Annotated in this window: 26 protein-coding genes; 3 read left to right on the top strand and 23 right to left on the bottom strand. The window is 52.4% G+C overall.

The window, feature by feature from the left end; genetic code table 11:
- The 16 genes from COO59_RS18960 to dnaB-PI all read right to left on the bottom strand — a co-directional run bounded on the left by COO59_RS18960 (position 1) and on the right by dnaB-PI (position 13204).
- Entirely contained in the window at positions 1 to 630 is a 630-nt protein-coding gene (locus COO59_RS18960) for a lysozyme family protein (protein WP_004181871.1), read from the bottom strand.
- On the bottom strand, positions 609 to 1334 hold the full coding sequence (locus COO59_RS18965) for a TIGR03759 family integrating conjugative element protein (protein ID WP_004181870.1): 726 nt from the start codon (positions 1332 to 1334) through the stop codon (positions 609 to 611). The genes COO59_RS18960 and COO59_RS18965 overlap by 22 nt, the downstream gene beginning before the upstream one ends.
- Before the next feature lie 10 nt (positions 1335 to 1344).
- The gene (locus tag COO59_RS18970) at positions 1345 to 2112 is read right to left on the bottom strand and encodes a hypothetical protein (protein WP_004181868.1); all 768 of its coding nucleotides are present in this window, start codon (positions 2110 to 2112) and stop codon (positions 1345 to 1347) included.
- Positions 2109 to 2756 carry a PFGI-1 class ICE element type IV pilus protein PilL2 gene (gene pilL2, locus COO59_RS18975; protein WP_023285898.1) on the bottom strand — a complete coding sequence of 216 codons (648 nt, stop codon included), beginning with the start codon at positions 2754 to 2756 and terminating at the stop codon, positions 2109 to 2111. Before pilL2 ends, COO59_RS18970 begins: the two co-directional genes overlap by 4 nt.
- Before the next feature lie 129 nt (positions 2757 to 2885).
- Positions 2886 to 3134, bottom strand: coding sequence for a DUF2442 domain-containing protein (locus COO59_RS18980; protein ID WP_023285897.1), 249 nt, complete (start codon positions 3132 to 3134; stop codon positions 2886 to 2888).
- Positions 3118 to 3360, bottom strand: coding sequence for a DUF4160 domain-containing protein (locus tag COO59_RS18985; RefSeq protein ID WP_023285896.1), 243 nt, complete (start codon positions 3358 to 3360; stop codon positions 3118 to 3120). The genes COO59_RS18980 and COO59_RS18985 overlap by 17 nt, the downstream gene beginning before the upstream one ends.
- Positions 3361 to 3464: 104 nt before the next feature.
- Positions 3465 to 3677, bottom strand: a complete 213-nt coding sequence (locus COO59_RS18990; RefSeq protein ID WP_023285895.1) for a hypothetical protein — start codon at positions 3675 to 3677, stop codon at positions 3465 to 3467.
- A gap of 57 nt (positions 3678 to 3734) precedes the next feature.
- Positions 3735 to 4217, bottom strand: coding sequence for an STY4534 family ICE replication protein (locus tag COO59_RS18995; RefSeq protein WP_103061265.1), 483 nt, complete (start codon positions 4215 to 4217; stop codon positions 3735 to 3737).
- 328 nt (positions 4218 to 4545) lie between these two features.
- Positions 4546 to 6612: a DNA topoisomerase III gene (locus tag COO59_RS19000; protein WP_023285893.1), complete on the bottom strand. Its 2067-nt coding sequence runs from the start codon at positions 6610 to 6612 to the stop codon at positions 4546 to 4548.
- A gap of 14 nt (positions 6613 to 6626) precedes the next feature.
- Complete coding sequence (locus tag COO59_RS19005) at positions 6627 to 7181, bottom strand: hypothetical protein (protein ID WP_032409447.1); 555 nt, start codon at positions 7179 to 7181, stop codon at positions 6627 to 6629.
- Between the two features lie 10 nt (positions 7182 to 7191).
- Positions 7192 to 7905, bottom strand: a complete 714-nt coding sequence (locus COO59_RS19010) for a PFL_4669 family integrating conjugative element protein (protein WP_023285891.1) — start codon at positions 7903 to 7905, stop codon at positions 7192 to 7194.
- Between the two features lie 254 nt (positions 7906 to 8159).
- Positions 8160 to 9350 carry an STY4528 family pathogenicity island replication protein gene (locus COO59_RS19015; protein ID WP_023285890.1) on the bottom strand — a complete coding sequence of 397 codons (1191 nt, stop codon included), beginning with the start codon at positions 9348 to 9350 and terminating at the stop codon, positions 8160 to 8162.
- 75 nt (positions 9351 to 9425) lie between these two features.
- Positions 9426 to 9674 (bottom strand): ParE family toxin-like protein, encoded by a 249-nt coding sequence (locus COO59_RS19020; protein WP_023285889.1) that lies wholly within the window; start codon positions 9672 to 9674, stop codon positions 9426 to 9428.
- A gap of 45 nt (positions 9675 to 9719) precedes the next feature.
- A complete protein-coding gene (locus COO59_RS19025) occupies positions 9720 to 10304 on the bottom strand; it encodes a DUF2857 domain-containing protein (RefSeq protein WP_103061266.1) in 585 nt (194 codons plus the stop codon).
- A gap of 3 nt (positions 10305 to 10307) precedes the next feature.
- Positions 10308 to 11819: a ParB family protein gene (locus tag COO59_RS19030; RefSeq protein WP_103061267.1), complete on the bottom strand. Its 1512-nt coding sequence runs from the start codon at positions 11817 to 11819 to the stop codon at positions 10308 to 10310.
- Positions 11816 to 13204 (bottom strand): SPI-7-type island replicative DNA helicase, encoded by a 1389-nt coding sequence (dnaB-PI, locus tag COO59_RS19035; RefSeq protein WP_103061268.1) that lies wholly within the window; start codon positions 13202 to 13204, stop codon positions 11816 to 11818. Before dnaB-PI ends, COO59_RS19030 begins: the two co-directional genes overlap by 4 nt.
- Positions 13205 to 13792: 588 nt before the next feature.
- Here dnaB-PI and COO59_RS19040 point away from each other — a divergent pair.
- The 3 genes from COO59_RS19040 to COO59_RS19050 are packed head-to-tail and all read left to right on the top strand — an operon-like array spanning position 13793 to position 15206.
- Positions 13793 to 14368 (top strand): hypothetical protein, encoded by a 576-nt coding sequence (locus COO59_RS19040; RefSeq protein ID WP_103061269.1) that lies wholly within the window; start codon positions 13793 to 13795, stop codon positions 14366 to 14368.
- Positions 14350 to 14820, top strand: a complete 471-nt coding sequence (locus COO59_RS19045; RefSeq protein WP_103061270.1) for a hypothetical protein — start codon at positions 14350 to 14352, stop codon at positions 14818 to 14820. The genes COO59_RS19040 and COO59_RS19045 overlap by 19 nt, the downstream gene beginning before the upstream one ends.
- On the top strand, positions 14820 to 15206 hold the full coding sequence (locus COO59_RS19050; protein WP_103061271.1) for an acyl-CoA thioesterase: 387 nt from the start codon (positions 14820 to 14822) through the stop codon (positions 15204 to 15206). The genes COO59_RS19045 and COO59_RS19050 overlap by 1 nt, the downstream gene beginning before the upstream one ends.
- A 32-nt stretch (positions 15207 to 15238) precedes the next feature.
- Here COO59_RS19050 and COO59_RS19055 read toward each other — a convergent pair whose 3' ends face one another.
- From COO59_RS19055 to COO59_RS19085, 7 genes are all read right to left on the bottom strand, one after another.
- Positions 15239 to 16891, bottom strand: a complete 1653-nt coding sequence (locus COO59_RS19055; RefSeq protein WP_103061272.1) for a TraI domain-containing protein — start codon at positions 16889 to 16891, stop codon at positions 15239 to 15241.
- Positions 16881 to 18398, bottom strand: coding sequence for a UvrD-helicase domain-containing protein (locus COO59_RS19060; protein ID WP_103061273.1), 1518 nt, complete (start codon positions 18396 to 18398; stop codon positions 16881 to 16883). Before COO59_RS19060 ends, COO59_RS19055 begins: the two co-directional genes overlap by 11 nt.
- Positions 18399 to 18515: 117 nt before the next feature.
- Complete coding sequence (locus COO59_RS19065; protein ID WP_103061274.1) at positions 18516 to 19196, bottom strand: N-6 DNA methylase; 681 nt, start codon at positions 19194 to 19196, stop codon at positions 18516 to 18518.
- Positions 19197 to 19286: 90 nt separating this feature from the next.
- Entirely contained in the window at positions 19287 to 19598 is a 312-nt protein-coding gene (locus tag COO59_RS19070; RefSeq protein WP_103061275.1) for a DUF5983 family protein, read from the bottom strand.
- Positions 19595 to 20533: a DUF1281 domain-containing protein gene (locus COO59_RS19075; protein ID WP_103061276.1), complete on the bottom strand. Its 939-nt coding sequence runs from the start codon at positions 20531 to 20533 to the stop codon at positions 19595 to 19597. The genes COO59_RS19070 and COO59_RS19075 overlap by 4 nt, the downstream gene beginning before the upstream one ends.
- A 102-nt stretch (positions 20534 to 20635) precedes the next feature.
- Positions 20636 to 21622, bottom strand: coding sequence for an ArdC family protein (locus COO59_RS19080; protein WP_103061277.1), 987 nt, complete (start codon positions 21620 to 21622; stop codon positions 20636 to 20638).
- A 74-nt stretch (positions 21623 to 21696) separates the two neighbouring features.
- Positions 21697 to 22293, bottom strand: a complete 597-nt coding sequence (locus COO59_RS19085) for a hypothetical protein (RefSeq protein ID WP_103061278.1) — start codon at positions 22291 to 22293, stop codon at positions 21697 to 21699.
- Positions 22294 to 22306: the final 13 nt, after the last annotated feature.

The raw sequence follows: 22306 nt of genomic DNA on the forward strand, positions 1-22306 counted from the left end.
TCACTGACTCCGTGGATTTATCCAGACGAGGCCGTTATCCGGCACCGATGCGGACGCTGTCTGTTCAACTGCGGTAGCCGCCGGCAGATGCGGCGAGGACTGGAGCATGGCGAGCTTGCTTTTAACGAAAGCGCGATAGCGGGCAGCGGGTGCGCCGCCTGCGGGATGGTGATAACAACCGGCGGCATCGAGCCAGCTTCCGGGTTTCCGGTCCCAGCACTCGCGCAGGATGGCGGCAGCCGCGTTGAGATTCACGTAGGGATCCAGCGCCTCCCAGGTTGACGTAAAATGCTGGCCGTTCCAGCCGAGATTAACCTGGGCAATACCGACATCGATGCGCTTCAGTGAGTTCGTTTTCATGAACACCTGCAGCGCCTGCCAGGCTTCAAGACGGGTTTTATAGCGATAGCCCTTACCCGCGACGTTGAGCGTCCACGGCCACGGGCGTTCGCCCTGCGGCAGCCTGCGCGATGATTCCTGCAGGCTGACGGAGTAGAGCGATTCAGGCGGCACGCTGTGAGCCTGCGCCACGCGCACGTACCCATCCGGAACGGTCTGTTTGCCACCGGCGAACGTGGAAAATGAAAGCAGCAGCAGCGCCGCGCCGGTCAGAATGCGGCGAGTTGCCATCCGTCTTCCCCCTGCTGCAGAACGACCGGCATGATGCCGTTACCGAACCGCATCCAGCGACCGCCGTCGTGATTCAGTGTGATCTGACGGCTGCGCACCCTGTCCAGCGGAATGTGATGGTCTTTTGCCCAGCCGCGAAGTTTCCCGTCATCGCCCTGGCTGTCCACAAGGTAGATATCAACCGGCCTGTTATCGGCTAATACCGCTGCCAGCCGGGCGTCACACTGCCCGCAGCCCGCTGACTTAACGAACAGCGCCAGCCGCCCGCCGGTGTCGTGCGCAATGCCGGCTGCGTTGCCCATATTTACCGCAAGCGTTTCCGGATAGAGCCGCTTCCATGCGGCGGTAACTTCGCGCTGGAAATCCAGCTCTTTTTGCGTACGCGCAAACTCTTCCTTTACCCATTTCTCAGCATACTGACGACGCTCCGCCTGGCTCCGCGCCTCGATACCCAGCGTTGACAACGGATCCAGACCCGGTGACTGAATGCCGCGCGGACCGTTCATCAGCGACTGATAGCGCTCATAATCGTCCTGACTTAGCCCCCACTGACCGGCTTGCTGTTTCAGATCCTGCACGCTGCTTTGCTGCACGCTCTGCGCCGGCGCACCCACTGGTTCGCCCCTGGAATTCTGAACCTGAACGCTGGCCTGCGCAGAGCAGCAAAGCATAATCGCTGCAAGATTGATTATTTTTAGCTTCATATCGTCTCCGTTAGCGAACGTTGATAGTCGTTAAGCGACCGTTTACGCGAAATTGAGCCTGCCCGTATCCGGCGTGAACAAGTGTCCAGCCATTAACGGTCTGGCCTTCGCCGATCAGGCGGACTTCAGCCAGCGAGCTGAATCCCGACGGCGCGATGGCCGCAAACGACTCCGTGCCCCGCTTTTCAACGCCGGTCAGTACAAATGGCGCTTTGCGGGCCACGGTTTTGACTGCCCGGTGCGGCTTAGCGGGTGCCGGCTTTTTTACAGGCGTTGCCGCTTTGGGTTCAGCTGTGGCCTGCTGCGCTTTCTGAGGCGGGTGCTGCAGCGCAGTAACTGACTGTTCCAGTGCAGCCTGACGGCTCTGCAGTGCAGTCTGCGAATCGCTCAGCTCACCGATCGACTGGCGAAACTGACCGACTGCTTCAGATAATCCTCTGGCAGACCAGGCTTCGAGCGATTTACGGACCGCATCAAGCTGAACCTGCTGCCTTTTTATCGCCCCGGCCTGCGTATTGATGTTTGCCTGTAGAGGTTCAAGATCGGTTTTAGCCACTGCCTGGGTGTAAACCACGTTTTGCTGTTTCTCGACGTAGCTGAGACGGTTTTCCTGCGACTCAACGGCGCGAAGCGAAATGAATGCGAGACCCAGTGCGGCAATGGAAAGCGTGGTCAGTCCTATAGCCGGCAGCCGGCGTTTTACGGCGCTGAACCTGCCGCCTGATGACGGAACAACGTCATCAGCGTTTTCGTGAGGGAAGGACGTTTCTGTGGTCATTTTGTCAGCCATCCTCCGTGAGCAGGCTGGGCCTGAATGGGACGAGGGGCGATCACCTGAGAGGAACTGGCAGAAGATGGAGTGCCAGCAGCCGGTGCGTAGGCGCTGGCAGGACGCGGCGGCAGCTGTGTCACGGGCAACTGATAACCGGCACGCAGGCTGTGACAGACCACACGCTGTACGTCATCAACTTCAAGCTCCCATGCCGGGCCCGCCAGTACCTGCAGCGCGGTGCGAAGGCGCATCGGGCCGAGCTGGAACTGGACGGCCGGCAGCGGCTGACGGTACAACACGCCGTTAGCCGGACCGGTCTGACAAAGCGAGTAGCCGGACTGCTTCAGGGCATAGCGCATGGCGTCAGCCACGGTTGGCTGCACTGACGAGGGGATGCGGACGTCAATAATCTGTGAGAGGGGGTCGCGCTGCACGGCCTGCGGATCCGTGCTGACCAGCAGGTAGCGATCGTAGCGAACCACTTCCGGCGTCCGTGCATAAACATCATCAGCGGATGCCTGGATATTGCGGGATACGCTGACCGGGGCAACCGGTTCAGCAGGTGCCCGCTCCTGCAGCTTCTGGGGCTGCTGAACGCACCCCGCCAGCAGCGCAAGCGGTAAAGCGGCAAAGACGGCGTTAAATTTCATCTGAAAAGTTCCTGTACAGTGAGAACAGGCTTCACTGTGCGCAACTCTTCGGCATGCTTCTATCAACAACTCTTTTTGCGTTTTCAAAAAAAAACGCCGACCGGAGTCAGCGTTTTTTAATCAGCACCTTCAGGCGACCTGATGAGGCGGGTGCGTTACATCACCGCGCCCCTGTAACAGGCCATCGATTGAGATATCTTCGTCCAGTGCGTCCCAGTGGATACCACGGGGAGACAGTTCGTAATCTTTCAGCTGTTCGGCAGACGCGTTGCGAAGCCGGGGAAACCATGAAAGTGGTACGCCGATTATCCGCTCGTCGGAGAGTTCGACCCACATAGTGTGATGATCGAACCGAACGTTCTTAGCTGAAATAATCATTCCAGGCCTCCAGAAACATGGGTTGGTGTTGCCTTATCACTGTCATCAGCTCTTTTACCGTCCGGGAGTCAAATCCATCGTTACTTGCCAGTTTTACAACCGGCTCCAGCCAAAATTTTGCTTCTGTACCGGCCTTTATCACATGAATGTGAGCAGGTTCGCGCGGATTGCCTTCGTTGGAGTAGAAAAAGAACCGAAAACCGTTCAGCCGTAGTATGGCAGGCATCGTCAGTAACCTTTAAAGGATTATGGTGAAATTTACTGCAATGATCAAAAGGCAGTGAGGGAAAACATAAAACAGCGGCATATTGTGCTATGCCGCCCCCTCCATTACGGATGCTCTTTCTGCGTCCATAAGTTAGCTTTAAGCGCATTTTCAGCGTCAATTTTCATACGAAAATATTCGTTAGATTCTCGGGTTGCCGGTGCACCGCTTTCCAGATCTGCTGTACCAATATAATAGCCTCGGCCAGACTGCATAACTTCCAGCGGAAGCGCCACGTTGAGATATTTCTGGGCTAAAAAGCCTGTTTGAATATTCATAGGTTTACCTGTGAAAGGAGATCTGCTCTGTTTATAGCAGGTCTGAGGTGAGCGGATTTAGAATGAGTTATCAGCGTAAGATTGCTGCTGTGAAGCAGTATTCTGTGCCTGATGAGGTTCGGCGCGTTCAGTTTTATAAACCATGTCCTGGCCTATTTTGAGCCAGTCCACCTTAATCAAGCGGGCTTTCAGACTGACGCGACTTTCACCTGCGTGCTCACCCATTTTCAGCTGAAAAATGTCCGTTGATGGGTTGCTCAGAACAAAGCCAATCAGCACTTTCTTATCCTCATCCACCGCTTTCTGGCAGCGGTTTATGAGGCTGCTGGCTTCTTTGCCGGCAACGGTGACGTCAAAACGCACATAAGAAGGGCTGTCGCTCGGACCTGACAGTGCGTTAATAACGCAGCTGATAAAGGTGCCTGACTGAGCATTAACCTGGCGAACGTTGCTGAGATAGCCCAGTCCATTGATGGTCAGGTTGAAGTAGTCTTTAGATTTACCGGTGTTACTGGCATTAGAGGTGTTGTTTACAGACATGATATTTTCTCCATGGAGGTCAAATTTGGTTCGACGGAGAAAACTTCTGCCCGGACGGGAGAAGTATTCCCGTCGGGGGTCAGAATCAGCTAAATTCTGACTGTCTTGATAGTTGAATGTACCTTCATCGCCAGGCAGTAGGAGCCGTGATTGACGATATCTGCTTCCAAAGGCGGGCAGATTTACCACACTGATGTGTTCTCCCTTGCAGGCTACAGGAGTGTTATGTTCAGCCACCCGAAGGCGATTCTCTCAGGCCGGTGAATCATTGGTGGTCGTCAGAGACGACGGACAAGCACGTTTATTTTTAAGCCAAATGTCACTACTGTCAACCTTTCTGGCTCTGCAGATTGAGAGTAGCCGGCGCAGAAGCCGGGCTTTTGCGGCCTTTACCAGTGCCCCGGCTTTTTCCCGCAGCCTGCCGTCGGGTTTTACGGTTTGTCTCACCAACAATTCCCTTACAGTCCGGGTACTTCACACAGCCCCAGAATTTACCTTCCTTACTCTTACGCTGATGGGTTTCTCCGCCACACAGCGGGCAGACAGGGCCGACCGGAACCGTGACCTTAAAGGCAGTGTCCCGCCCTTTTTCGACCAGATGCCGGGTCCACTGGCTTTGCTTTTGCATAAACTCGCTGAGCCCGCTTTTTCCCTGGGCAATATCATCCAGCGCCTGCTCCCAGAGGGCCGTCATGCCCGGACTGGTCAGCGTCTCTGGCAAGGCAGCGATCAGTTCCCGCGCCATCTGCGTGGCAATGATGAATTTTCCTTTTTTCTCCAGGAAGCCCCGTTTAAACAGCGTTTCCAGTACGCCGCTGCGCGTTGCTTCCGTACCGAGCCCTGCGTTATCACGCAGTATCTTCCTGAGCTGGGGATCCGTGACCAGGCTGGCGGCGTTTTTCATGGCGGCAATAAGCGTTCCTTCCGTGTGGTGCGGCGGCGCTTTTGTCACATTATCTTTGACGTCTGCACCGGTGACGCTGCAGACATTGCCCTGTTCCAGCACGGGCAGCTGCGCGGCGGACTCCTTATCACCCTCTTCCTCTTCTGCCAGCTCCCCCCTGAACAGTGATTTCCACCCGGCATGAACCATCACGCGGCCGCGCGTGCGAAAAAGCTGATTACCGATATTGAAGGTGGCATCCGTCACGTCGGATTCCTGCAGCGGCATAAACTGAGCCAGATAGTGCAGGCGGATAAGAGTGTAGACTTTGAGCTCTTTAGCGTTCAGCTTTGCTATGTCGAAGGGCTGTCGCGTCGGAATAATGGCGTGGTGCGCGGTAATTTTCCTGTCGTTCCAGACGCGCGAGGTAAATGCGGTATCAAGTCGGGAAAGCTCGCTGCCGATAGCCGGATCTGAATGCTGTACAGCCTGGAGAACGTCACTGACCTCTTCCCGCATCGATACTGGCAGATAACCACAGTCTGTTCGCGGATAGGTCGTCGCTTTGTGCGTTTCATACAGCGACTGGGCTATAGACAAGACCTCATTAGCGCCGAAACCCCATTTCCTGTTGCAGGCTTCCTGAAGATCGCCGAGGGAAAAACAGAGTGGTGCCGGCGTTTTAGCCCGCTTTTTCTCAACGGAAATCACCCTGCCGTTCCCGGTTTTCAGGCAGAGCTGCTGAACGGCCTGTGCAATCTGCTGATTTACGCACCGTTTTTCATCATCACAGTATTGCTCCGCAGCAACCCATTCAGCCTCAAAACGGATACCGTCTTTTTCAAGCTGCGCTCTGACTTTCCACCAGGGCTTTGGCGTGAAGCCGGCAATTTCAAGATCCCGGTTAACCACTATAGCGAGCGTGGGCGTCTGCACCCTGCCCACGGAAAACACCTCCGATAACCCGGCTTCACCGGCCTTAAGGGTATAAAGCCGCGTCAGGTTCATCCCGATAAGCCAGTCCGCCCGCGAGCGGCCAATACCTGCCTGATACAGTTTTTCGGTCTTGTCGCCCGACAGCATTTCACTGAGGGCTTTTTTGATGCTGGCCTCATCCAGCGCGGAGAGCCACAGCCGGCGCACGGCACCGGTGTAATTGCAGTAATCCATCAGCTCACGCGCGATCACCTCACCTTCGCGATCGGCATCGGTTGCGATGACTACCTCACTGGCCTGTTTCAGCAGTTTTTTGATAACGCCAAACTGATCGGAAGTGTCTTTCTTGACGGTCATCTGCCAGCGGTCCGGGATGATCGGCAGCACCTCTGTGCGCCACGGGCGACCAAACTGCTCGCCATAGGTTTCGGGCGTGGCCGTTTCCAGCAGATGGCCAACTGCCCACGTGACCGTAATGTTACCGCCGGTAATACACCCCTGGCCGCGCTGGCTGACGCCCAGCACGCGGGCAATATCTTTGGCCTGAGAGGGTTTTTCACATAGATAAAGCTGCATGCCGGCCTCCGGTTTTAGCGTGCCTGACCAGAAGCAACCTGGCGGACCTGAGACACAACGTTGTTGAACGCGCTGCCGGTAAGGTGCGATGCCACGGGTGATTTGTATGTCACATATACCCGCGTACCGGAACCGTTCTTTTCAAGCTCGATATCCATATGGTCGTTGTCACCCACATCGCTGCCCATACGATAGGAGCTCCCCGGAACGGATTCCCACACTGGATGAGCGTCCTCAATGGCAGCGGCACTCCAGCGGCTGTTACGATCCCTTGAACGAATACGTTCAATTTCATCCGCACTCACATAGCCGTAGTGGCGCTTTAATCGCGCGGCGGCCGTATCGATATCTACCGGCACGCTGAACTGTTTGCTGGCACTTTCCCCGCCAGATCCTGATGCTTTTGTCAGTACCGGCATACCGTTGCCGGAATCCATAGAATCCGAATCACTGCCACGCAGGGTTTTACTGATACTGAAAGCGGTATCGCTGATATTTTTGTTGATGCTGGCAAAGTCAGAGCCTGCACAGCCACTGAGAAGGGCGCAGATAACGCCCGCAGTAATCATCCGGTTCAAATTAATCGTCCTCTGAGGTAACGGCAGAAAGTGGAGAGAATGAAGAACGTTTTTTACCTGACATAACGGCAGGATCGGGTTCACCCAGACGCTCTATGGCAGCCAGACCCCGCGCCGTTTTATGGCGGATATCCTCGTATGTCACCGGCACGGTCCGGTAGTTCTGAATCAACCCGTAGACAACACGTATCGCTTTACTCCCTTTTTCAAGGAAATCATCGCGCTGTGAACGGGAGATCAGGCCGTAATGGAATGCCCGGAAGGCTTTCAGCGCCAGCTGGTCGTAATGCACTAACAGCCAGACACAGCGATAACCAAGGGGGGAACGGCTGAATACATCAAGGTTCAGCGGCTCGGAAGATGTCACTTCAGATATGGTGATACCTGCCGGAATGGCGGCTGTAATGGTTTCTATCTTTTTGACTTGCTCTTCCACCTTCTCAGTCGCCAGCTTAATGGCCTCTTCAAGATTGACCAGCAACGCATCACCATAGGGGTTGCCGGCCGCTGCATCACGCCCGGCGAACCCTGCCCGCGAAATCGCTTCCGGCATCCCCAGAATTTTGGGACGTTTTTCGGCCTTAGATTTCTCATCAGATCGATTGCGCCCTTCCCAGAGCCTGATTGCATAATGCGAATGCAGCTCGACAGTCAGCGTGGATACTAATCCGCCAGATCGCCGGGGCGTTGTTTGAGGGGTTGTCTGTTCGGCCATAGCTGTCTCCTGATTGGCAAAGGCTTTCGTAAGTTAAATGGCGATCCTCATTCCTGAGAGGACCGTAGACAATTCGAAATCAGATATTCGAAAAGTAAAATTTGTTCGCTGCCTGTGACGCTTAATTAATGACCTCTGTTGCACGGTACATCGCTGATCGTTTTTTAACCGCTGTTGCACCGTGCAACATTGCTCACTTTTTAACCTACCCTGCACCGTGCAACACTGCTCGTTTTTGTGACTCCGCTGGCTGCCTAATCATTTCTCTGAGCTCCAACAAACATTCGAAGACTCTGAACGATTTCTTTCACGCGCTCTTCACTGCACGTCTGCCGGCTATCAGGTCGGGAAGGCTTAAAAGGGCGCAGTTCAGGGCGCGATGACGGGCTCATGTGATCAGATACTATTCGTACGTTTTCTGCAGGATAAAGCTCCCCCTGCCGGGCCTTTTTAAGCACCGTCAGCAACCAGCCAAGCGGGTTTTGCAGGCTGCCTTCACGCTGTGCACGAATAACATTCGACAGCACCAGGGCAGACCGCTCAGGCGACAGCGCCTGCAGTTGGCGATTAACCATGTCCCGGTCTGCTGGTTTCAGCAGTGAGGCGAAGTCATCTGGCAGGCAAACCGAACCGGTTACGTATGTTTTATCTGTATTATTAGTAAGACTACGTACGTAACTGTTCGGATTCCGAACCCGGCTGTTATTCCCGGCACTCTCACTGTGTTCGGAATCCGAACCGGGTTGCTGAGCATGCATTTTTAAGCTGAGTTCGGAATCCGAACCCGGTGAGAGCCCTGTCTGTCCGGGCGCGGCACGGCAGGTCAATTCTTCAGGACTTTGGGCTGATCCCAGACGGGCCTCAATCATCTGGAGATGACTGCGATGATGGAGCATTGTGGGATCAAGCCGGATTTCACTGATGATTGTTTTTGCCGTGGCGCTGATGGTCCGGTTACTGCTCAGGCAGGCTTCAGCCACTGTTTTAAGCCAGTGCGGGTCGAACATTTCCGCATCAGCAAATGACAATGGCTCATCATGCTGCGCATAAATATTTCCTCTTACCCTTCCCTTTTCATCCCTGACGCGTTTGCAGAGGCTGAGCCAGCCCGTGATGCGTAACATCAGAAGTATCCGGCTGATGGTCTCTTTTGATGCCCTGCCTTTACCCGGCGTTGCCAGCTGCAGCTGCAATTCTTCATAAGAGGGAAAAACGGCACCGTCATTGCTCAAAGCGTGCAGGCGGATAATTATCCATCCCATTTTATCAAGCGGGGAGAGACGCTGATCCAGAAGCAACCGGCGGGGCATAGCATCGTGTATGTTACCCGTGAACAACAGACCACCACGGACATAGCTATTCTGTTCTTCCGGCAAACGCGCGGTCAGCCGATCAGTTAATTTTGTGACTGCCTGATGGATAAGGCTGTCATCCGGTAATGTCATTCTTCACCTTCTGAATAAAAAAAATGCTGAGCAATGTGCCGCTAAAGGCTCATCGCTCAGCATTCTGACTATGCTTCAGTTACGCATAGCCGTGTTATAGCGCTCATGATTCATTATCTCCCAGGTGCGCCCTTCATCACGGCTGAGCAGTCGCCAGAACGGACCGAGATCAATCTTGTAATAGCCCGTCCGGTTTTCATTCAGGCGCTTATAGTTACGCTCTCCGTGCCAGAATCGTTGAACCGCGCTGACCGCTTTTTTAGACAGTGACGCCGGAACAGTCGCCGGGGCTTTCAGGCCCGGTATGATCTCTTTAAATCGCATCCTGCCCCCATCTGATTACAGTGAACGCACTCCGCCGGTTAAAACTCATGCTCTTCTCCGCGTGGCCGCGGTCAGATTTTCACTCTCCCACTTGAGAACAGTGTTCCAGACTGCAGTAAGAGATATACCCATTTGTTCAGCGGCAAGCAGCATCAGATCCAGCCCCTCATCCGTTTCGCTACGAAGTGTTTTATTGTCATTTGCCGCCCAAATTTCCCACAGCTCCGTACTCTGTTCATCGCTAAGAACGGTTCCACGACCTGCACGAACTTTTATGCCGGCTATCCTGCGACGTGCTGCAACGTCATTACTCATCAGCCCGAAAAAATGCTCCATGAGCTTAATGGAACCACCCAGAGCAAGTGCGCGATCAATACGTTGCTTGCGCGTTTGTTCTTCCCTGGCTTGCGTCATCAGCCGGGCCAGATTGTCCTGGTTTATCTGAAACGAAAGGACAGAAACCTCGCTATTGATGATGTAATGAATATCTTCAATGGTCATATCTTTCAGCGTGGCAATCTCTTCAGACGTAAGCCCCATTTTGTCACAGCGCCGTATAAACCCATTTTTGAGTTCCATAACTAAGTCAAGCAGGAAGCCGTTAGCAGCCCGGGAGAGGTTCGTGTTCATCAGTTACCCTTCATTTGCAGGAACAATGGAAGCAGCACTTTTGCGCTGCAGTTCGCGGAGACGACGAAGGATCCTGATTAGCCGAAACACAGTCAGGGTTTGCTCGTCATCAAAAACAGGTTTGGCTGATTCAGATGACCCGATCAGCAATTCAGAAGTGAGATTCGCAGCATCCTGATAACCCGTATCATCTGTCAGCGAAGCAAGAAATAAGGCTACAAGAGGAGCAGCATCAACAGGCACAGAAAGCCGGTAACCCGACTGTGATGCGTTTTCGCTGGCAGGTGTTAACGAATTACCACAGTCATGTGCACTGGCAATATCCCAGCTCAGACGCCAGGCCATGCTTTGCAAATGCTCAATGTCATCCTGAAGGGCACTGACGTGCCAGAGCGAATGGATTTCAGGTTGAGCAACAGCCGGTAAAGAATCATCCGGACCTTGTATAGCATGCGATTCATCTTCTTTTACTACAGCAGATAAATCCTTAGATAGATCCTTTGTCGTAGATTGCTCTGCGCCTGGGCTATCATCCTCAAACAGGGTTGAAACGCCTGGAGTCAATTCATCAGACAGCTGACTGAGTTCAGCTACATCGTCATTTGCAACCGTTGAAGAATTGGCCGATAAAACAGAAGAAACAGCAAAAGTAATGTCTTCAGCAGGTTCTACTTTTACTTTGTCAGCACCACGTAGCTCAAGCAGCCAGCCATCATAGTCAAGGTCATCGCATGGAAACGCATCTGTGAGGTCGCCAATAAGTTCATCAGTGAACATTTCAATTGACCAAAGTTCAGGATCATCAAATTTACGGCAGCACTCACCAAATACATTTGTGAAATCGGCTTCTGTACAAGCATTCTTTTCAAACTGATACTTATCCCAAACTTTTTCAGCTCCGTGACGAAGTTTGAGCAATTTTCTAAGCTCACGTCCACCAAAGCCGGATGCAAGCAATACAGGCATCCAGGGATAGATATTTGTCACCACATCTTCCATTCGGCTAACACTGGAAAAATGTACGGGCAGGCCGCTGTTAGTTAGTTCAACGGCAAGATCACGCAAAGAGATTTTTCCCCCACGTTCTTCCTCGAGCAATAACCGCGCTTCACTAACAGAGATAGCTTTATCGATGAAAGTTAACTGCCCATGAGTTTCATTTTCAGCGAGATGCCCCGCAAGGCATTGGAAGCGCCCAGGCCACGGTTTTTCAATGCAGGTCATTCTGAAAAAACGTGGGTCACCTGTCTCATCCCAAAGTTCACGCATGATGGTGTAACGCGTGTTCCCGCCATCACTAAAAGTCCACTTACCTTCGGGAAGACGGGGATCGCGCGTCACCAACGGCACAGAATTAAGACCGCGCGCGCGAATAGATGCTTTGAGATCATCAAACAAAGGATTACGGCTTTTGCGCGGATTATCTGGATTCACACAAAGCTCATCAAGAGTGAAAGCCCTGGCTAGATTGTTATTACTATCAGACGAGTTTTCTACCAGTTGAAGTTTATTCATTGACCAGCACTCCTGAAATCGTAACCAAAGTCATACCCACCTTCAGGATATTCACTGAAGAGAGTAAACCTGCTGTCAAACTGGGTTTTGATGGTGCCGGTAGGGCCTTGACGCTGTTTGCTGATAATGATTTCAGCCTGGCCGGGATGCGCAGTGTTAGCGTGGTAGACTTCATCGCGATAAATAAATGCAATCAGATCAGCATCCTGCTCAAGTGCCCCTGAATCGCGAAGATCACCATTGTTCGGACGTTTGTCAGCACGCTGTTCTACCTGACGGTTGAGCTGTGACAGAGCAAGAATGGGACAGTCGAGCTCTTTGCCAAGCGCCTTGAGCGAACGGGAAATCTCGGCGATTTCCTGCGTGCGGTTTTCCATATCCGGGCATCGCATAAGCTGTAAATAATCGACCATGATTAAGGCAGGCTTGCCGTACTTACGAACATAGCGACGCGCACGGGTACGTAGCGTCGCCGGAGTCTGGAAGCTGTTGTCATCAATGATAAGTCGATCGCGCCACGCTGCCAATTCAGTTGCACCCTGGCTGATGCGCCCCCAATCTTCATCGCTCAGGTTGCCACTACGAAGTTTGGTCAGGTCAACACGGCTGCGCATCGATAGCATGCGCATAGTTAGCTGATCAGTTGGCATTTCAATACTAAAAATAAAGACAGCGTCTTGAGGCTTATTTTCTATTGCACTGATGCACCAACTAACAGCCAGAGCGGTTTTACCCATTGAGGGGCGTGCAGCGAGGATAATCAGATCACCTGGTTGCAAGCCACATGTCATGAAGTCCAATTCAGCCATGCCTGTTGACGTTCCAGTGATACCGTTTTCTGTTGCAGTAGCTACTTCGAGTTTGCTGAGCACTTGATCAAGGGCAACCATAATCTCTGATTCGCACTCGTTTGCGTTTGTGCCCTGCTCATGAAGCCGGAAGAGCGCATTTTCAGCTTGTTCTGCGACTTTTTGTGAACTGAGCCGATTAACCTGGATATCAGCTACAAGGCTATTGCCGATAACCTGCAGAGTACGTAACCGGCTCTTTTCAATGATTACACCTGCATAACCAAGAATGTTTGCAGCTGAAGGAGTGTTCTTGCTCAATTCCGCTAAGTAAGCAAAGCCACCACTTTGCTCAAGCGCACCGTCATGCTCCAACTTTTCGCTAAGGGTTATCAGGTCAATGGGCTGGGATAATAAAGACAAGCTGCTCATCGCCTTAAATACGTGACGATGGGCAGCGATAAAGAAATCTTGAGCTGTCAGTAGGATGTTTATTTCATCCCAACGGTCATTATCCAGCATCAACGCACCCAGAACACATTGTTCGGCTTGCGTTGAATAAGGTACAGCTAACTGTGTGCCGGGCTGATTAGGCATGAGTCTATCCCTCCACAAAACATGTGGATTTGCTGAGCTATGGATAATGAGCGTGTTACGTAATTGCAGGCTTTGCAGTTAGTTCACGTACGTATACATCTAAATAAGCGTCGATAAGACCTTGAACAATTTTCGAAGCGCTTATGACGCGACCTGATGAATGAGTAAGTTTTACTGCACACCCTTCCAGATTGTTACGTCTTACTGGACCTATATAAATGATGGGGGCCGGTGCGCGTGATTGATGTTGTGGGGGCATATCATCTCCAAGATAAGTTTTACTTAGGATTTTCCTTAACCCAAATGCCGGGAAAGGAACATCAAATTGCTAAAACGGATCGGAACCCTGATTGCTCAAAAACCCTTTCAGATAGCTCCTGAGTGGGTTATGCCCTCACTTCTCACTTAAAAAGCGCCAAGAAAAGGTCATTTTATGATAATGTTTAACACTAATTTTATTAACTGTTTACATATTACCACTTCTAATGGCTTTTATGCAATTTTTTACCATTCATAAGGAATTATTCCCGAAACCTAAGCAATTTTTTCCTTTAAAATCATTGCAATAATTTCCGTTAAGGAATGCGAATGTTAGACACGATTGAGAAGAGACTTAAGTGTTGCAGGGCTGCGACGGGTACTACACCACAGGAAGTTGTGAGTTACATACAGCAAAAAAACATGGACCTGTCTTACACCACCTACACACGCTGGGAATCTGACGGTTCAGTTCCTGCCCGTAGAATGGATGTAATACATATAATTGCTGAGTTTTTCACCAAGAATGGTCTGCAAGTACATGGTCAATGGATCATGACGGGGGAAGGATTCCCTCCGCAGTTCACTGAATATGCGAAACTAGACGAAGACACGCTTTTCATCCTTGCAAGCCGCCAACTACCAGACGTTGAGCTGGTTCAAATTGGCGGCATGTATGGTGAACCATACGTAAGTTTCGGAGAGTTCTGTATTGTATCAACGGTCACAAATATCGACCCTAATAACAACAAATTGTGTTATGTGAAAAGTGTAAATGGATTACATATTGGTGTTCTGAAAGTAATGGATGAAAAATCAATTATTTTGGAAGGCAACCAAAGCATAACACTACTAAAAAGCGATATTTATGAGTGCCGGAGAGTCAAATGGATTCAAAAGAAGTGAAACTAAAATTTCACCAGTGCAGCAATGAGGTAATAAATTTTCTCGATAAATTTGAGCACACTACATACATATCTACATTACTTGTTGTTAATAACAACATTTCAGCCCATCAAAGCAACGGCTACGCCGATTGGGATAATAAATTTTATTACGAAGGCAAGTATAAAGACAGTTTATTAATAAGGATGGGGATTGAGCTTACAAAAATAAGCAAAGGTGATGTTAGCACCGTTATCTGGGATGACGCCTTGCGCAATGAAAAAAACAATATTATTGATGCGCAAAGGAAAGAACATAATATATATCATGGTATTAGCTTTATATATGGTATAGAGAATGATATGAGTATGGCGCTTAATATCTGCACCGGGGCTGACACCTCGCAAAAGGAATTTGAAAATCTGATACTGCCAATGCGGTTTGCACTACTGAACTACTTTAAGGACTTATAATGTTTACCAAAACCTATTCTGTAGACGAAAAGCACGTTGATTTTCAGGGTGTTGTGGATGGACTGTATTATCCCTTCTACATGGAGTGGACGCGCCACGCCTTTATGAAAGAGGAACTGGGGCTGGATCTGGAACAGGAGTTCGCTGAAGGACGCCTTCACATGATCCTGGAATACACGATGCGCTTTAAAAAGAGTCTGCAGCAAGGGGATGAAATGCAGGTTACATGCGCCCTACAGGCGAATGAGAAGCGCAGCCGCGTCAATTTTGTTCAGCAAATACTGGTTAATGATGTTGTGTATGCAGAAGCCGTATTCATAGCTACGTGTATCGCTAACGGCAGACCCTGTGTTCCTGATGCAGTGAAAAATGCTATTCCTGCCTGAATTTTCTAAGGGAACCCTGCCGGGTTCCCCGGTCAATTTTCAATCAAAATATATCGGCTATCTTTAACCTTATCCTTTCCTGCCTGATAAAATAAAGAGAGACGGACTAAATATCCACTCCGTTTTTGATATTTACCTTCCAGCCCTTCAGATTCATATATTCGCACCCTGAAGAAACGTTTATCGTTACGCATATGCAATACGCCATTCTTTTCAAATGACGCCTGAACAGCCCGGCGATCATTATCAATGCCTGTTTCTTCAATGAATTTAAAAGCCGCGCCCGGCAGGGAAATAAACATAAACCCACTCACTGCATGAAGCAGACTGTCATTCTCATTCACGCTGAGGGATTTATTATTAACTGACTCTCGAAGCCACAATAAAAACTGTTCGCCAGGATTACCTGTATCACTGCTTTCAGGTGCAGCGAGAATAACGGGGTTTTCACACGCCACTTTTTCGTTGTCGGCTTGATCCAGCACTGAATCGATAACAGGCAATATTTCCTGCGGCATAGCATCGGGAATAAGTTCCGGGCTTTCATCCGGAACCGCAATTACCTGTTCATTCATATCCTGAACAGGCAGACAGTCATCTGCAGTAGCCGTATCTACTCTCTCCGCCTGTTCATCCTCATCGGTGTCCGCCGGTTCAGCTGCAGCAAACATGCTGAGAAGGACGGCGGTATCATCATCAGCCGTTTTTTCATCCACTGGCTGCTCAGTTACTGCGCCGCAGTTTTCTGAAAGTGCTGAGGGCAAAGACCCGGTTTCATCATCTGCAGTTAACGGAGATTCTGCGTTCACTGGTGCGAGACCGGAGGCCAGATCCTCTGCACTTTCCGACCCGATACCGGCGAGTGCAGGGGCAGCGCTGATAATATCGCAAGGGAAAGCCGTTGCCGGCATCCCCGGATCCGGCATCAGCTCCGCAGCGGCCATTGCAGGCAAGCTCGTCTGCGCAGAACCGGCGGGCGAACCGCTCATTCCTCGCGCTTTGTCGAGAATTTCTTTGATAAGCGGCATGGCCGCCGCATCCCCGCCGGCCAGAGAAGCCATCACCCGCATGGCCTGACGATCGCCGCAGAGCCAGGTGACCCCGTCATCAGGCAACAGCCTTGCGGCCATCATTGCCGCCGTACCGGAATCAGCTGCATTGCTTATCCGGAATCGATAGGATGCACCCGGCGCTGACATACCGGGGATCCAGCATTGTCCGTCCAGTAATTCACCTTCAATCCTCGTCAGTTGCGGCAGATGCGCGGTAAGCGCTGACCAGAAAACAACCGCATTCCAGAGCGTGTTTTTAGCGGCCTGTTCCTCAGGTGCCGCGCCCGGAGGAAACATATGCCCTTTCGCCAGCCTGACGCTGCAGGCGGTAAACTTCAGGGTGAGATCTATGTATCCGCCCTCTTTACTCCATTCACCTTCAGCGCTGGCCGGCACGTTTTGTACGCACTCAGCGAGTCTTTTCAGCGGTGCCAGGTAAAGCCGGTTATAAATCTCCTCAGGCAATGACGTGTTATCCCAGATTTGCCTGAGAAGGAGCTTACGATGCGGGGAAGAAAGCAGCTCTGCGGCTGACTGTGGCGCGAAATATCCCGGCGGAACCTTACCGCCAGCCTGCGCTGACTTAGCCGCAGTTTGCCCCCCGGATATCATGGTTATGAGCTTACTGAACATTCTGGCTCCCTGGTATTTCAGCTTCATTGCTGATAGTAAGCGCAGCCTCTGCGCTCTCTGAGTCCTTTCCGACCGGCGTTTCAGAGTCTTCGCTCAGTGCATCGAGGCAGCCGGTCACGATGCAGACCAGCTCATTCGGCACCAGAATTTTGCGCGCACGCGTCACCGATACGTACAGAAGATTCAGCTCATCTTCTTTTTCGCGCGGGTTTAAAAGGGGATCGGTAATATCAACAAAATCGTCGCTGATTTTGACCGCGTTCCACTCAAGCCCTTTACTGCGGTGCGCCGTCACGACCGTCACATCAGCATCGCTTTCGCGCGTCACCGCCTGCTTTTTTAACACAGCCAGCAGCATTGGCAGTGGAAAGTACATGTCCAGCAATCGTACACCCTGCCCCATTTCCGGATCTTTTGTTGCTTTGGCAATGGTTCGGTATTCTTCAAAGTCACGATAATCGCGCGTCAGCTGCGGCGACTGAATGCGATCGGGCATATCGACCGAAAGCCAGTATAAATCTTCCAGTTCACCAATGCGGTATCCCTCCATGCCGCCCACCCAGTACACCTTTTTACCCGTCAGGCTCTCTACAAGAGCTGAGCCAATCACGCCCGCTACCGTCCGGCTGATAACGCAACAGTGCGCGGTTCCGGCGGGCAGTTCGGCTACAACCTGGTCCTCACCGCCGAGGCCGCAGATCCGGCGGGTTTCCCCCGCCCCGGCAAGCAGGGTATTCGCAACGTCTGCGACCGCCGGACCAAACCGGAAGCTGTTCGTCAGCCACAGCCTGTCTGCAGTCTCCAGCTGCTGAGAAACGAGAGCGTTTTCCGCTCCCCTGAAGCGATATATCTGCTGATAACGATCGCCGACAAGGATAATGCGACAGGGCTGGCTGAGAACAAACTGACTGGTCACCGGATTCGCATCCTGCGCTTCATCGAAAAGGATCACGTCCCATTTCTTGTTCAGCTCCGGAACGGACAGCTGATAAAGCTTAAGATAGGTGTCATGCGTTACCGGAAAATGTGAATCCATCCGGGTCATTTCGTGCCATATGACCTGTGCAGCGCCGAGTATTTTGCCCGTGTCCAGCCCGCCCCGATCGCTCTCATCGGGCAGATGCAGAAATGAAATTTCCCCGTCGGCGCTGTACAGAAAGGTGTTAAGCGTGTTCAGCGCAGTGCGTGCCAGCAGCCAGTGACGGGTGTTGAGCAGCCGCGCAATATCCGTTACGCGCAGAGACGTGGTTAGCCGCGCCTGAAAGTGCCGCCCGAACGTCGGCCATGCCAGTTGATGAAACGTTCTGCACTCGACGTTAAAAGGAAAACGACGCTCGGACTCCTCCCTGATCGCGCGATTGTAAGCGAGATAAAGCATCCGCTCCGTGGGGTTTGCCAGCGCGTAGGCTTCAAGCGTTGACGTTTTGCCCGTGCCGGCAAACGCCGTAACGACAAGTTTTGTGCCTTTCCAGGCGATGATCTGTGCCTGCTCCTGCGTGGGTTGCATGTATTCAGTACCTCCGTCAGCGTCATGCCATGAACCATGCCCTGCCGGGGAGGTGGTATCCACCGCAAACTCTATACTGACCCGCAAAAAAAAAACGCCTCCGGAGAGGCGTTATGGTCAGGCTGCGCGTTGCTCTGCACTGCCGAGTTTTGCTGCCCACCTGGCGGTGTAGTGCAGCGGGGTGTAAAGCGTGCGACGCCGTTCAAGCGTCAGCGCGTTTCCGGTCACAACCTCTGCCGCAATGCCGCAGAGCGAGAGCTGTATATAGGACATACTGGCGGCCAGCGGATCAACGTCCGTCACCGACACCCACAGCTGTTCTGAGACCGTGTAACCGCGCTGAGCAAACTCTTCAGCGAAGGCGATGACCATACAACCTGCACCGCTCGCCGGTTCCTGCAGGGTAATGAAATCTTTTCCCTGCATCAGCGCATCGATGCCGGAAAGCTGCACTGATGCCATCATTCGCGATACGTCCCACGGCGTGAAAAACTGGCCGCGATACTTATCTCCCAGCTCAAGCTCCATAAAAACGCTGCCGAGAAAATCACAACGTTCCTGATCGAGCGCCATCACGACGTGACCCAGTAACTCAGCCATCCGGGTGACGTCTTCCTTCTCGTAGCCGGCAATTATGCTCAGATACTGCTTTTCCAGCTCTGCATCGTGCGCAACGCCGTTGTGCAGCGCAATGGCCGCGCAGCTGACGAAGTCCTCAAACACTTTGTGCCGGTGATGATAACGGGCCGTGGTGTTAAAAATCCTCAGGAATGCGCTGCGATGGTTGATAAAAGTCATGCGTGTTCTCCATAAAAAAAAGGGGAACACGCCCCTGAGGAGGTGTTCCCCTCAGGGTGTGAGGCAAGCCCTACGGCCTGCCTTTTCTGGTTACCAGCTGTACGTGGTGAATCCTTCCGCCTCCGGAGCCCCTGATTCAAAAATCAGGATTTCCACGGCATCCGAACGCATCAGTGAAGCGATCACGCGGCGGGCTTCTTTCGATAACCCGGCTTCTTTCAGCCGCAGAACCGGCGCGGTACACGCGGTTAGCCGCAGAAGATAGCCCCCGCCGATATAGTGGACCCACTCACCGTTACCAACTTCACGGGTCGTGATTTCATCCAGCAGCGCATTGTCTTCTGCGCTGAGGTGAGCCGTCGAAATAACGCGGCAGCGAAGGTACTCACTGTTGCCGCTCATCCCTGTGCCGCCTGGTGAACGGATGTTGCACCTTCTGGTTCATAAGGTTCAGTGACCGGCACCAGATGAAGCCCGGGCCTGCCGTCGTCCAGCTCGTCAATAATCGCCTCAGCACTGCAGACGTGCTCGCCCCGATCGTAACAGTCATAACCGTCAAGATCGTGAACAGGCTCGCTGTACCAGTGCCGAATTTCACAGTCAAAGGTCGATGACAGTGCCGCGATGACCTCTGCTGCAGGCGGGAACCAGGCGGAATCAAACGCAAGTTTTATGCTGCTGACGCCATCACGTTCCCAGCTGACATTGTGACCTGCCGGCCACTCCATACCGTACTGCCGGCAATAGAAGCTGCAGGACGTAGACGCCCCGGACAGGAGTCCGCCACTTCCGTTCAGTTCGGCAGCCAGCCGGCTCGGGATTATCTGCAGCATATCGCAGGGTTGCGCCCTGTCAGGCAGCTGACTCAGTCGCTCCCAGCACTGACCCGGATCGATTTCCCGTGAAAGCGTGGCAATACCAAACCAGTCTGCATAGCGTTCCTCAATGAGTCGCGCGATGTGTCTGCGTGAAACGTCCGGAATACTGTCCCAGCGGATCGCGTCGATACCCGACTGATGGTAAAGCCGCTCAATTTTACGCAGATGCTCCCCGTCAAGCGGTACGTCACTGCGCAGTAAACCGAGCCACTGCTCAAACGCCAGGTTGGCTGGCGTGCCCTGTCCCGTTCCGCTCTGCATTAACCCGGGAAACGGAGGAAATGACTCCGTTTTAACCGGGCGTAGCAGGCCGCCACACCCCGCCAGAAACAGCTTTATGCTGCGCATGACGGCGTGACGGTAAAGCGGTACGGCTTCACCGCTGATCCACTCCTCCATGATGCTGATGAGCGCGGATTTTCCGGTGATTTCTAAACGGTTATGGCACCAGTCTGACATGGTTAATTCCTCTTCTTTCAAAAAAAAGAGGGCACTGTCCCGTGAGGAACAATGCCCTCACGGGACGGCAACGTGTTTACTTAACGATGCCGGGTTGGTGTGTTATGCAGCTTCAGCCGCACGTTGATCTAACTGCAGTAAAAACTCTGACGCTTCTCTCGCGTGCCGGCAGGCACGAAAGAGTGCTTTTTTGTCCGACTTCAGTACCTCAAGCCACGATTTTATGTAGCTGTCGTGCTGAACATCGCCAAACACACCGAGCCGGGCGCAGAGAAACGCGCTGCCCATCTCCGCTATCAGCTCCTCAAACGCATACACCGGATCACCGAACGTTTTCGACGGTTTGGTTATGCCTTCGCGGTTCAGTCGTGACTCATGGCCGGTGGCGTGTACAACTTCATGCAGCAGCGTGCTGAAGTAGTCGGCGTGGGTAAAAAACTGTTCAGCCTTCGGCATCAGTATGGAATCAGTGTGTCTGGCGTAACAGGCCCGGTTCTGTAATCTGAACTCAACCTTAACGCCCGCCATATGCACAATCTCACATATCCGTTTTTCCGTCGGCCAGTCGATCGTGCCGGGGTATTCAGCTACGGGAGATTCATGCGGTACAGCCGCAACACTGTCCGGTAAACCGTCACACTGCCCGACGTTAAACAGGAAGTTAGGCTTTATCATGGCCCGCGATTCCATCAGCGGCTTACCGTCGGAATCAAACAGCTTGTTTCCGCTGGCATCCTCAGCCTGCTTTTCAAAAGGTCTGAAGATAATGGCCTCTGATGACGTTTCACCTTTGCGAACCTGACCGCCCAGCTCCTGCGCCTGACGATACGTTACCCAGCGATCGGTGCTGTATCCTTTTTCCTCTGCGGCCAGCCATAACAGCAGCACGTTCACGCCGCTGTAAGGCTTACCGGTTAAGGCATTAACCGGTAACGGACCCGCTGCAGCGTAGCGGCAAGCAGTGCGCCACGGTTTTTTCCATGGCGCGACGCCGTTCTCCAGTGCCTCAACGATACGGTCAGTGACCTTCTGGTACAGATCGACGCTCTCAGTTTTCTTCGTGCGACGGGTTTTGGTTGGTTTGGTCATGGGATGTTCCTTAAATGAAAAAAGGGCGCATCCCTCCCCTTACGGGCGAGAAATACGCCCGTCAGGGAAAGTGGTTAACGCACCGGTGAAATAATCTTTCCGTCGGCGGTTATGCTGTTCAGCCGCAACCGGAGTTGCCGCCTTGAATGATAGAACGCGTGGCGGTCATGCCGCTTACTGTCAGTAAACATTGCTTCTTCAAGCATTGAAGCTGCCGAACCGAACCACCGGGCCCGCTCTTCATCGCAGCTGCAGTCACAAAAATCCGAAGTCCTCATCAGGTCGATCCGTTCACAGAACAGCGCGAGTTTACGCTGACTGAGCCAGCTGATGGTTTTGCGCTTCAGCTGATAGGGTGAACGGACAGACAGAACAACCACCCTGTCTGCCGGCGTTATGGGACTGAAAAAGGCCGGGTCATCTACAGTCAGATCGAACGTCTCAGAGATCTGACCAAAATTCAGTTCTACCTGCACGCCCGGATCGGTACTCCCACCGCTGTATTCAAGGGCATAAATGCGCTCTTTGCGGTAGAAAAGCTGACCGGGTAATCCGTTCCTGAACTCCAGGAACAAACCTTCCTGCGAACAAATAACAAGCCTGACTGACATAGCCTGATGGTAAGTTTCATGAAACAGCTGCGCGAGCGCGTCACTGTTGAAAGTAAACATAGGATCACCTGCT

The organism is Mixta theicola (assembly GCF_002895925.1).
Taxonomy (GTDB): domain Bacteria; phylum Pseudomonadota; class Gammaproteobacteria; order Enterobacterales; family Enterobacteriaceae; genus Mixta; species Mixta theicola.